This window comes from Deltaproteobacteria bacterium, from assembly GCA_016931625.1.
Taxonomy (GTDB): Bacteria; Myxococcota; XYA12-FULL-58-9; order XYA12-FULL-58-9; family JAFGEK01; genus JAFGEK01.
Map to the genome: position 1 here is coordinate 1 of JAFGEK010000138.1, position 9,869 is coordinate 9,869.

12 protein-coding genes are annotated in these 9,869 nt (G+C 41.6%); 4 read left to right on the forward strand and 8 right to left on the reverse strand.

Annotated features, from left to right (window positions below):
• Positions 1-681 (forward strand): hypothetical protein (locus JW841_11665; protein MBN1961594.1); only part of this gene is annotated, 681 nt, incomplete at its 5' end.
• Between the two features lie 153 nt (positions 682-834).
• On the opposite strand, the gene JW841_11670 is transcribed toward JW841_11665, so the two are convergent.
• The 3 genes from JW841_11670 to JW841_11680 form a co-directional block, all read right to left on the reverse strand.
• Positions 835-1,236: a type II toxin-antitoxin system VapC family toxin gene (locus JW841_11670; GenBank protein MBN1961595.1), complete on the reverse strand. Its 402-nt coding sequence runs from the start codon at positions 1,234-1,236 to the stop codon at positions 835-837.
• Positions 1,233-1,460 (reverse strand): AbrB/MazE/SpoVT family DNA-binding domain-containing protein, encoded by a 228-nt coding sequence (locus JW841_11675; protein MBN1961596.1) that lies wholly within the window; start codon positions 1,458-1,460, stop codon positions 1,233-1,235. Before JW841_11675 ends, JW841_11670 begins: the two co-directional genes overlap by 4 nt.
• Positions 1,461-1,652: 192 nt before the next feature.
• Positions 1,653-3,167, reverse strand: coding sequence for a VCBS repeat-containing protein (locus JW841_11680; protein MBN1961597.1), 1,515 nt, complete (start codon positions 3,165-3,167; stop codon positions 1,653-1,655).
• A gap of 243 nt (positions 3,168-3,410) precedes the next feature.
• On the opposite strand from JW841_11680, the gene JW841_11685 reads away from it, so the two are divergent.
• Positions 3,411-4,430 carry a fructose-bisphosphate aldolase class II gene (locus JW841_11685; GenBank protein MBN1961598.1) on the forward strand — a complete coding sequence of 340 codons (1,020 nt, stop codon included), beginning with the start codon at positions 3,411-3,413 and terminating at the stop codon, positions 4,428-4,430.
• 119 nt (positions 4,431-4,549) lie between these two features.
• Entirely contained in the window at positions 4,550-5,260 is a 711-nt protein-coding gene (locus JW841_11690) for a single-stranded DNA-binding protein (protein MBN1961599.1), read from the forward strand.
• Here JW841_11690 and sixA read toward each other — a convergent pair.
• The 5 genes from sixA to JW841_11715 all read right to left on the reverse strand — a co-directional run bounded on the left by sixA (position 5,253) and on the right by JW841_11715 (position 8,649).
• A complete protein-coding gene (gene sixA / locus JW841_11695; GenBank protein MBN1961600.1) occupies positions 5,253-5,789 on the reverse strand; it encodes a phosphohistidine phosphatase SixA in 537 nt (178 codons plus the stop codon). The genes JW841_11690 and sixA overlap by 8 nt on opposite strands.
• Before the next feature lie 24 nt (positions 5,790-5,813).
• Entirely contained in the window at positions 5,814-7,190 is a 1,377-nt protein-coding gene (locus tag JW841_11700) for a hypothetical protein (protein ID MBN1961601.1), read from the reverse strand.
• Between the two features lie 98 nt (positions 7,191-7,288).
• The gene (locus JW841_11705; GenBank protein ID MBN1961602.1) at positions 7,289-7,654 is read right to left on the reverse strand and encodes a hypothetical protein; all 366 of its coding nucleotides are present in this window, start codon (positions 7,652-7,654) and stop codon (positions 7,289-7,291) included.
• Between the two features lie 178 nt (positions 7,655-7,832).
• Positions 7,833-8,009: a 50S ribosomal protein L32 gene (gene rpmF, locus JW841_11710; protein ID MBN1961603.1), complete on the reverse strand. Its 177-nt coding sequence runs from the start codon at positions 8,007-8,009 to the stop codon at positions 7,833-7,835.
• A gap of 64 nt (positions 8,010-8,073) precedes the next feature.
• Positions 8,074-8,649: a DUF177 domain-containing protein gene (locus JW841_11715; protein ID MBN1961604.1), complete on the reverse strand. Its 576-nt coding sequence runs from the start codon at positions 8,647-8,649 to the stop codon at positions 8,074-8,076.
• A 51-nt stretch (positions 8,650-8,700) separates the two neighbouring features.
• Between JW841_11715 and tilS the strand changes: the two genes are divergently transcribed.
• Positions 8,701-9,869, forward strand: a 1,169-nt coding sequence (gene tilS, locus JW841_11720) for a tRNA lysidine(34) synthetase TilS (protein MBN1961605.1), incomplete at its 3' end; no start/stop codon positions are given.

A 9,869-nucleotide genomic window follows, 5' to 3' on the forward strand; every position in this document is an offset into this window, starting at 1 on the left:
AATCTTATATTTAAAAGCATAAAAAAGATCTCTCACTACGTTCGAGATGACACCCATGTTTCGCCAGTATTTATTGAGAACTTACATAATACCCAATCAATAGAAATAAAGGCTCGATCCCTTCAACTCTTCATCGAATTTAAAGATAAACAATTAATAAAACGAGAAGACGCTGGTGATAATAACACTTTCGAATATGGCTCAATGAATGAGTTTAATTTATGGGCATACCAAGAAGCCGCCAAATCGATGCCTGATTATATGTGTAATAATAAAGCCTATCGCACAGCTGAACTTATTGCTCATTATCAACAAAATAAACAAAATGACCAGGCAATGGGGCTTTATAATGATCTCATGCACTGGATATTATCTCCAGCACTGCTGATATCAAAAACTAAAATACATGCTATCGCATATTGTTTAATGATTTTAACTCGTTGCGATATAGATCGAATGCCTTTGATTGATGCTCTTGAAGATGACATTAAGAAAAATTTTCAATTTTATTCGCATGATGATTGGATACTTCTTGGGAAAATAATTCGTAGTCACTGCGATATTAACAAAGATGAACGTGAAAACAAGGTGATACAATTTTACAACAGTCTTCCTGGTGTTTCTGAAAATCTACAAACAATTAATAAAAAAGATTTTGAATCCTGGGGCTATCCACAGTAACTTTAAATATTTTAAATATAATTCCAGCTGCATAGTGGTAGCATATATCTCCTGATTAAATACATCGGCGACATTGGTGCCTCGCACACTATATTTGTTGGATGACGAAATGATCTCTTAAGTGGTTAAAAGTTAATATGCATTACTGGATTCTCATTTGGTCCAGTCCTCAATTTTCAAACCTGAAACTCTTGAAAATTCATCGGTATTTGCTGTCAATACAATTAAACCGAGATGCCGTGCCTGAGCGGCAATGAGAAGATCATTGCCACCGATAACCTTTCCTTTTGATTCCAAATCCGCACGAATATCTCCATATTCAAATGCATCGGCACTGGTAAAGTCAAGAAGTTCAAAAGAAGAGAGCATTTTGATTACCGCATTGGTATTACGTTCAACCCGTCTGCTTTTCCGGGCACCGTAGATTAATTCCGCAACTGTGATGGAAGAGACACCGAATTGTCGGCTATCTCTCCGGGTAAACTTTCGCTCCAATTGTAATGATTTTGAATTCAACAGATAAATCAAAATATTGGTATCCACCAGATATTTCATACCAGCTTCACTCTCCTGGTATCCGGTCGGATATCAGTCACTTCTGGAAAATCTTCGGCCTCTTTGACACCTTCTTTAAAATTTGCCCACGGATCATCTTTCGGTACGATTATCAGAACATTTCCGATCCGGTTGAGTTGAACCGAGTCCGTTTTCAACCGGTACTCTTTCGGTAACCTAATTGCCTGGCTGTTTCCCGATCTGAATATTTTCGCTTCAATCATAAAAATCTCCTGTATATATTAAAGTATATACATTTTAATAATCGAATACAATAGACACGATTCAGAATTGTTACCGATTAAGAATAAGCAAAAAAATTGGTGCCAGACACCAATGCCAGGGACACCAATGCCAGGACACCAATGCCAGTCGCTGTTTGATTCCTATTTTTAATTGACATTATCAAGGGTGGCTTATTGCCCATAAAATATTTTTACTGGTTGTCCATAACTAACAACCGCTATATCGGGATGAGTATCGCCATTAAAATCTGCAACCACGACCCCAAGGGGATCATCTGCAACTACTTTTGGTTCTGAGGCATGTAGAGTGCCCTCAACGGCTTGCACAAAAACTTCAAGTCGGCCACTGCCGGTCTCGTTTCCCTGAGTAAGCACAAGAACATCAGCAATATCATCATCAGTAACATCAGCAATCGCAACTGCAGTCGGTGCGCCGCTCAGTGCCATAGTAGCGGGCGAATTAAATGAAAACTCTCCATCTTGAGATAGAAATACCACAAGTTGATTAGCTCCTTGATTGGCTGCTTCACTTTCCGAAACATTTGGTACAGCTTTAGTAACAACTACATCAGTTCGATCATCCAAATTCACATCACCTATGGCAATAGCTGTAGGTGTACCACCTACCTTCAATGAAGTGATTTCACTATCGAGATTATTAGCATTGCCTTTTAGAATACTGGCTCTTTGCTCTATAGCAACCACCACATCGCCAAAATTATCACTTGCATTTATTGGTGCTGCTGCAATTGCCACCGGCTTACTTGTAAGCGTTATATTTATAGGGCTTAACCGGGTTTGCACTGCTTGCGTATTTGTAGAAAAAGTGAATAACTCTAAAAGGTTCTGCTCTTCTTGTGCCTCGGCAGTAATTAAATCGCTTGGGGATGCTCCATCGAGATCAAAAGCAGCTAAAGCGTGCGTCATGGTGATTAAGTCATATGTTGCCGCAGACGAGAAATCGTTAGTGTTTGTAACGATAATTTCAAGAATAGATGACAGCGCTGTTGTTCCTTGGCGTGCAACTGCAAAATCAATAGAACCATCACCATTAAAATCGGCGATCGCCATCGTGCGAGGTTGCGAATTAAGTTGCACTTGACGTGGTGTATGAGAAATAGTGCTTCCCCCTAGCCAGATATTAATTGCCGCTGGATATTCATTTAAAACGATAAGATCCGCAATTCCGTCTTTATTTATATCACCTGCTCCAATTGCTAAAGCTCGCTCAACATTAATATTAGCAGGAGTACTTACTATAAAGGTTTCGCCAGGATTGCTGGCAAATTCTAACGTTAATTGCGGCAATAAAACCGGATCAAGATTTTGCGGATGAGCATAAGCGCTAATTATCATTACACCAGCATTATTGGTTTGCACATAACCCCGTGTTATCCCGTTTTCATCAGTTTGCGCGCTTGGTTGTACAATTGTTGCCTGTTCTGCTGATAAAGTTACGGTATAACCTACTAACGGCGAATGAGCTTCGTTTGAATTGTATAATTGGATCTCAATTTCAATCGGTACTCCCAATGGCAAATTTGTCAAACGCCGAGGTTGTAATTCACCGGTTAAATAGGGGCCGCCAACTGCCAAAGGCTGCGAGCTACAGCCCTGCATAGATAAATTGGCTGTCAGTAAAATTACTGAAACAGCGGCACTTAAGAAATAGTGCGTTCTATGCATGATCACCTCCTTACAAGGTGGTTAAGCTAATCTTAAAAAAAATTACCTCTCATTAAATATTATTGTAATCGCCATTGCGAAATTACTCCATGCCTGTAAAAAAGTACCCTTGCGGATAATCGTTGCAAGTCTTTTGTAAGATGGGCAAAACTTCCGCACTACCTGGGTTGGTTTTGGGGTTGGTTTTGGCTCTAATTTAAAAGGCTGCCCCGGGTTTAACGACTCTTTTTTGGAGGTTTTTTTATGGCATTAGTATCTATGCGCCAATTGCTTGATCACGCCGCCGAAAATGGCTACGGCGTCGCCGCTTTCAATGTTAATAACATGGAACAGATCCAAGCCATTATGGAAGCTGCCCGCGAAACCGAAAGTCCTGTCATCGTGCAGGCAAGCCGCGGTGCCCGCAGCTATACCAATGACAATTTCTTACGCCATTTGATGCTTGCCGCAGCTGAACTTTATCCAGAGATCCCAGTTGCAATGCATCAAGATCATGGTAATTCACCAGCTACTTGCTATACTGCAATCGCTCAAGGCTTCACTTCGGTCATGATGGATGGTTCGCTGTCAGCTGACGGTAAAAGCCCATCTACTTATGCATATAATGTCGAAGTGACTAAAAAGGTCGTAGATGTTGCCCATGCCATTGGTGTTGCGGTTGAAGGTGAGCTTGGCACTCTCGGTGGTATTGAAGATGGCCATGGTGCTGGTCTAAGTGCTGAACAAGCTTTATCACACTTAACCGACCCTGATCAGGCTGTTGAATTTGTCAAAGCTACAAACGTCGATGCTCTTGCGGTTGCTATTGGTACTTCACATGGTGCTTATAAGTTCTCGAAAAAACCTACTGGTGAAGTATTAGTCATGACCCGTATTGAAGAAATTCATAAGAGATTGCCAAACACCCACTTGGTTATGCACGGTTCATCTTCAGTACCACAAGATCTACAAGATCTCATCAATAAGTACGGTGGTCAAATGAAGCAAACCTACGGCGTGCCTGTTGAAGAAATTCAACGTGGTATTAAACACGGCGTACGTAAGATAAATATTGATACTGATAATCGTATGGCTATTACTGCGGCTATTCGTAAGGTCTTTACTGAAACCCCAGAAAAGTTCGACCCACGCGATTACTTAAAACCTGCACGCGCCGAAATGAAAAAAGTATGTATCGCCCGTATGCAAGCTTTTGGCCAAGCTGGTCAAGCATTAAAAATTAAAATCAAGCCATTATCTGAAATGGCGGCTAGCTATAAATAGCGTGAGTATAATAGCTACAATAAATATTTAAGCTAATGTCGTCCGCGGCTTAATTAATTAAGTCGCGGACGGTTAATAATATTTATATTTATTATAAAAAGCCGTTGATAAGCACATTCATGCATCCATTATTAAAAATCGCAGATAAATTATCACAAGATCTTAGCAAGTTATCATTCGCTGAGCCTGTAAGTCATATTTATAATCCGCATATTTATGCACGACGACCTTTTGCACGTTACGTTGAAATGTACGCAAATTCGCCGGTAGAGGTTTTGTTGCTTGGCATGAATCCAGGCCCATTCGGTATGACCCAAACAGGTATACCTTTTGGTGAAGTAGTCTCGGTACGCGATTGGTTAGGCATCATCGCAAAAGTAGACCAACCAACAATAACACATCCTCGTCGTCCCATTGAAGGCTTTGATTGCCCACGCAGTGAGGTTAGTGGAGTTCGATTATGGGGTTGGGCAAAACAAACGTTTAAAAATCCGAAATCTTTTTTTAAAAAGTTTTTTGTTGCGAACTACTGCCCTTTAGTTTTTATGGAAGCATCAGGACGCAATCGCACTCCTGATAAACTTGCCCGCCTTGAGCGTGATGCTTTATTTAAAATTTGCGATGCTGCTTTAGTTGAAATTGTTGCCTATCTTAAACCCCGCTATGTCATAGGGGTAGGTGCTTTCGCGCAAAATCGCGCGCAACAAGCTCTGGCAAATAACAATGTAAATATTGGCAGTATATTACATCCTAGCCCAGCAAATCCTTTAGCTAATCGAGGTTGGAGTGAAGCTGCAAGTAAAGCTTTAGCGACCTTAGGTATTACTTGAATTGGTTTACATCCTCCCGACTTTTAGCAATTAATTCTGCGGGTGTATATGTCCATTTAAGCTGGCCGGTACCGGCAGCAATGCTACCTTCAAATTCAATACAAGCCATACCACCGGGTGGAAATAGAATTTCTCGACGAGTGTACGGAACAACCAATCCAGATGCGACATCTGTCAAATCTGGAGCGTGACCAACTATTGCAACAGTTTTGCCGCCATCAATATTACGAAGCAATTGCATTAATGAATCCAGAGTAGCGCCAGGTGCTAATACATTTTCACAAAGTGGATGAATACCATTACCTAATGCTTTGGCAAGAACATCAGCCGTCTCTAAGGCACGCATAAGAGGACTGGTAAGCACTAAATCAAGACATACAGAAAGAGATTGCAATCCTTCACAGCAAACACGTAACTCGGCATAACCTTCTTCGGTTAAATGACGACTTGAGTCTGGCCGACCTAAAGCACTTTCAGCCCGACCGTGGCGCACCAGCAATAACGTTATTGTTTCAGTATTCTCAATCATCGATAAACTCCGTCAAATGCTCTACTATTCTTCGCGATTTTCTTCATCGCGCTCTTTGGCATGACGTAATGCATCTTCAAAGGGACGACGATCTTCGCGAACATTTGTTGGACGAGGAGGCGGCCCTAAACCATAGGTTGCCGCCATCATCGCATCTTCTGCACTTGAACTAACAAACTCACTTTGATCAGATGGCAACTCGTTAGTTTCGTCAGGCAAACGGTCGAGTTCCCAACCTGGGGCACTATCATCACTAGGTTGAGCAAGAGATGCTTGCTCTGCTGCTCTAATTTGTGCGGCTTTTTGCTGTAAACGGTCACGCAATATTTTAGCAGTGTTATTAGATGTTGATAAATCAGTGAGTATACCTGCATTTTCGTTGATAATTACACTATCTGATACTATCGACGAATCCGCTAATGGATCTTTAGGCAATATTGGTGGCGATACATTAGATATAGATGGAGCTATTGAAGCATTAGCGGCAACTTGCGATGCGCTTGCATTATGCAATTCATCAGCTAAAACTGCAAAACCAGCTTGAGCTATTTCTGCTATAAATGACGGTGGTGCCATAGGTACCAATGCCGAAGGTAATGGCGCGATACCTGTAGAAAATAACAAACGAGGTTGGTATCCAGATTCAACCAAGGCAATCTCTGCAACTTCAACTACTTTTGTGTTGGGAATATCATTAACTACAACCACCATATCAATTGCGGTTAAAACTTGTAGTGGGGCTGGTGTAGCATGATTGTGATCTAACGCTGCTTCAAAACGCATTAACGCTTTAGAGAGATTACGCGCCTCAAGCCATGCAATAACACCGCAATGTTTACTTAATAAATTAATAAGCTGTGTAGGTGGTAATGACCAACTAGCTATACGATCAGCACCGTAACAAGTAATAGCATTAGCATCATTACTATGTGGCCAAGTTATAGGCACGGCATCATAGTCTCCCCCTATAACCATAGGCCGTTTGCCATCCGCTGCTAAAGCCATAAGCAATTGCAACGATCCTAGATATGGGCCGATAATTAAAACATTGCGCCCTATAGCAAGAGTTGCGCTAAGTGTACGCGCAGCTAGTGATGAAATATAACCATCACGCACTAAATCATCACTACGTCGATCAGCACGTGCAGGGGCGTGCAATAACAATACCTCATTCATTGTGGTGGCTATTACACCATTTGCAAGTCTCAGTGTTCTTGTACCAATATTAGCAAGGGCCGCGTTATGTTGCGCTTCATCCCACACAATCATTGCTGGTGCTGTTCCTTGAGGGCGATCAATACTAACTGACCCAGCATACGCAACTAGCCTAGTTGGTTCAGCACTATTTAGTAAGTCAAGCAAAGGTTGCAGGACCTCAATTTGGCTTTCTTCTATTAGCATGCGGATCCCTACCGCGTGTTACCCGCTTGCATCAAGGGGTAAAACGCTAACTATAACAATTCTTGTGTAAAAACCAGGTGATAGCAGCAAACTAGCTGTTACCCCCAATACCCTGCTTTGCTATCTTTTGGCGGATGACCAAGAGCTCGTTCGATTTGCCGTGATAAGCGATACCAACGCTGTATTGCATTTTCAAGACGGTAATAATGCACAATATAGCCAAGTAATAATGCCAACAACAGCAAAGAGACAGCTCCCCATAATGCAGTTGCGGCATAAGCCGCACCAATACCTGCGATTAAAGTAAATAATGCTACTGCCAAGGTCACCAACAAATGTGCCAAACGCTCTGCTTGCAAATAACCAATTTGCCTTTGATGGTAATCAAAGACTACCTCATTAACTGTGGTATTAGATAAAGCCTGCAAAATACTGGTTTCGTGTTCGACGATAAAACGTTTCACGCTTTTACCCTCCAGTATCAATTTTGTGTTGAGTATAGCACTGAATCTTAATTAGGGGGTGTCCCTAAGTGCGGTTGTTAGCAACTAGATAATATTATTAGTGTCTGTCGATTTTATTGACAGTTCATTTCAAAAATCTAATGCAATTGCACTAGTATATTGCATTAAGTCTTAAACTTTAGTCTTGCGCTACAGCTTCACGACCGCGGTAATAACCGCACTTGCCACATACGCGATGAAGCGTCATTGGTTCGCGGCATTGTGGGCATGTTACCCAGTTGGGAGCCTCGAGGGCATCGTGTGAACGACGCTTACGTGTACGCGAGTGCGAATGACGTTTCTTAGGTACTGCCATAGTTAGCTCCTTAAATAGCCAATGACCATCTAATCTTGGCTGATGCAAATATCAAGGCTGCAAATTAATTAACTTTAATATTTTGTAAACCTTGCCAGCGAGGATCTATAGATGACACACAGTTACATTTTTTATCATTGAGGTTAACGCCACAACTTGTACATAACCCAGCACAATTCTCAGAACATACTGGATTCATAGGTAATTCAAGAAAAACCTCATCATGAACTATATTGCCCAAATCAATAATACCGTCTTCGTAAAGCGAAACTCCTATATCGTCCTCAGTCAGCTCACCTTCTGAACCAGAAGCTGGCTCACTGCCTGGTGGAAATAAAGTAACATCGATTTCAGTAGTAATCCCTAAATCAACGGGACTAAGACAGCGCACGCATTGACTAAGTAAACTTACCGATAATCGACCGCGAGCACGCACTACCTCATCGACCTTATCTAAACGCAAAACCAAATGGCCATTACGTTCAACACGAAAAGGTGAATCTTTACCGAGAGCTTGCTTGATCCACGAAGCACTTAGCTCCTCATCAAGATTGATGCCATCATCACCAATGCGATCGACTCTGATCTTAAGATCTGGCGATACCGCTCTGTTAGATTTATGTCCGTGCTTAGTATTCATGGTAAAGAGGCCGTCTACTAGGCAAGCTTGCAGCTTAGTGTCAATAGGAGAGTGATGCGAGATTTACGAGAAAAAGCTTTACCGTCGCTTATAAAACTGCTGCCACCTCAATCAAAAGTAATAGTGGCTACTAGTGGCGGTCCTGATTCTCAAGTTTTGCTTGATCTTCTCGGTAGCTTGGCCCCAAAACTGCAACTTAAAGCGATTTTTGCTGTGGGGGTTGATCACGGTTTACGAGCTAATGCTGGTAGTGAGTTAGATTTGGCTGAAAAACTTGCCAAGAAACATGGCATTACCTTTACACGCATAAAAACTCAAATAAATCGCAATGGTAATATTCTTACGAATGCACGACGTGGTCGCTATCAATTGCTGTTTAACCATGCCAAAACCATAGCTGCTGATCGCATCGCTGTGGCGCACACTGCAACTGATCAAGCAGAAACAGTATTATTTAATTTGACACGTGGAGCCAAACTTCATGGTGCTGGAGGTATACGTCCGCGGCTTGGTCTAATAGTACGTCCATTACTAGACATTACTCACGATGAAATTTTGGCATATCTGGCTAAATACCAAATTATTTATGCCGAAGACCCCTCTAATTCTGATCCACACCGAATGCGAGCACAAATGCGTGCTGCTGTCTTGCCCGCTTTGAAAAAATTAAATCGAGGATCAATTAATAACATTACCCGATTTGCTAAAAGAGCCCGACAAGATGAGCATCTTCTCATGCAGCTTGCTACTCGCCGGGCCAAAAAATTATCCAATAATAACGCTATATTAGAAGCTGCGAGGCATGGACCATTAGCTGAACGCACAATTAAAGCTTGGCTTAAATTATGTTGCGATGTTCGGGCTTTGCAAAGCGAAATATTACAAATAATATCTCTGCGCCAAAATGGAGCTATTGCAAATGTAGGTAAACATAAAGTAATGCGTTCACGTAATTATTTGTGGTTTCTTGAAATTACCCCAAAACCACAACAATTATTAGTACCTGGCTCAACCATCCTGCAACCCTGGGGACTTACTATTACCACTAAAATTGAAAGTATTGGGCCTCAAAACGATTTTCGCAATATTTTTAACAAACAAAGGGTTGCATTTGATGCAGATCGACTACATTTTGATTTAGTGGTACGTTATATGCAATTAGGAGATCGCTTTAATCCTTTTGGGAACCAAGGAACTACCAAATTGGGTGATTTTTTTAC

Excerpts from the sequence above, each read along its gene's own strand:
- JW841_11670 (MBN1961595.1), bottom strand. The coding sequence starts at position 1,236 with ATGAAATATCTGGTGGATACCAATATTTTGATTTATCTGTTGAATTCA.
- JW841_11675 (MBN1961596.1), bottom strand. The coding sequence starts at position 1,460 with ATGATTGAAGCGAAAATATTCAGATCGGGAAACAGCCAGGCAATTAGG.
- JW841_11680 (MBN1961597.1), bottom strand. The coding sequence starts at position 3,167 with ATGCATAGAACGCACTATTTCTTAAGTGCCGCTGTTTCAGTAATTTTA.
- JW841_11685 (MBN1961598.1), top strand. The coding sequence starts at position 3,411 with ATGGCATTAGTATCTATGCGCCAATTGCTTGATCACGCCGCCGAAAAT.
- JW841_11690 (MBN1961599.1), top strand. The coding sequence starts at position 4,550 with ATGCATCCATTATTAAAAATCGCAGATAAATTATCACAAGATCTTAGC.
- sixA (MBN1961600.1), bottom strand. The coding sequence starts at position 5,789 with ATGATTGAGAATACTGAAACAATAACGTTATTGCTGGTGCGCCACGGT.
- JW841_11700 (MBN1961601.1), bottom strand. The coding sequence starts at position 7,190 with ATGCTAATAGAAGAAAGCCAAATTGAGGTCCTGCAACCTTTGCTTGAC.
- rpmF (MBN1961603.1), bottom strand. The coding sequence starts at position 8,009 with ATGGCAGTACCTAAGAAACGTCATTCGCACTCGCGTACACGTAAGCGT.
- JW841_11715 (MBN1961604.1), bottom strand. The coding sequence starts at position 8,649 with ATGAATACTAAGCACGGACATAAATCTAACAGAGCGGTATCGCCAGAT.